Here is a 389-nt window from a genome sequence, read left to right as displayed (position 1 = left end):
GAAGAATGTGACGTGAGTAACTGGCTCACTGGACTAGCCTCCTAGACAGTGAGTCTATCTGTCAATAGCTGCCCTGTACTCTTGAAGGAACGACAACGGAGCGAGGGCTTTGTGGAGAAGACATCACGGCTTGGACTGGAGCGGGTGACGCGTCCGCGGCTGTACGAACAGCTGGTGGAGCAGATCCTTGCCTATATCGAGTCAGCCCAGCTGGGGCCGGGCGACCTCCTGCCCGCGGAGCGGGACCTCGCCGAGCGGCTTGGGGTGTCCCGCGCCACCCTGGCCCAGGCCCTGGTGGCCCTTGAGGTCCTGGGCGTCATCGATGTGCAGCACGGCACGGGGGCGGTCCTTGCGCGCCGCCCGAGCGTTGCGTCCGTCATCAAAGGACT

General features: G+C 64.0%; 1 protein-coding gene. It reads left to right on the top strand.

Annotated features, from left to right (window positions below):
- Positions 1–111: 111 nt before the first annotated feature.
- On the top strand, positions 112–389 hold a 278-nt coding region (locus P2Q66_RS03260; protein ID WP_275725528.1), incomplete at its 3' end, for a GntR family transcriptional regulator.

It is taken from the genome of Arthrobacter sp. Cr_A7 (assembly GCF_029222765.1).
GTDB lineage: Bacteria > Actinomycetota > Actinomycetes > Actinomycetales > Micrococcaceae > Arthrobacter.
Note: the sequence above shows the minus strand (reverse complement) of the source record. Positions and strands in the feature narration are given on the sequence as shown.